A 337-nucleotide genomic window follows, 5' to 3' on the forward strand; every position below is an offset into this window, starting at 1 on the left:
CGATTGCTTTGTTTTGGTAATTCAGAAGAAACTTCTGTTACTAACGGAACATTCGCATATAAATCCATTAAGCTATAATAAGCATATGCTCTAATGAAACGCGCTTCAGCCACATATTCTTTCACTTCTGGAGTTGTGCTAGATAAAGCTTCAGCATTTGCAATAAATGAGTTTGAGAAAGAAACTGTTTGTGCTAAACGATAATACATTGCTTCAACAAAACTGTTGCTTGCACCCCAAGAAATCTCATGCAAGTTTGGTAAACCTGGATCTCCCCAACCAACAATAGATTCGTCTGTTGTCAATACATTTAAGTTGAACATTAAACGAGTATATT

At 35.6% G+C, this 337-nt stretch carries 1 protein-coding gene; it reads right to left on the reverse strand.

Features of this window, described 5'->3' with window-relative positions:
- Positions 1-337, reverse strand: a 337-nt coding sequence (locus tag QWI17_RS19480; RefSeq protein WP_302724197.1) for a RagB/SusD family nutrient uptake outer membrane protein, incomplete at both ends; no start/stop codon positions are given.

Origin of the sequence: Gilvimarinus gilvus (genome assembly GCF_030518155.1) — a bacterium.
GTDB classification, from domain to species: domain Bacteria; phylum Pseudomonadota; class Gammaproteobacteria; order Pseudomonadales; family Cellvibrionaceae; genus Gilvimarinus; species Gilvimarinus gilvus.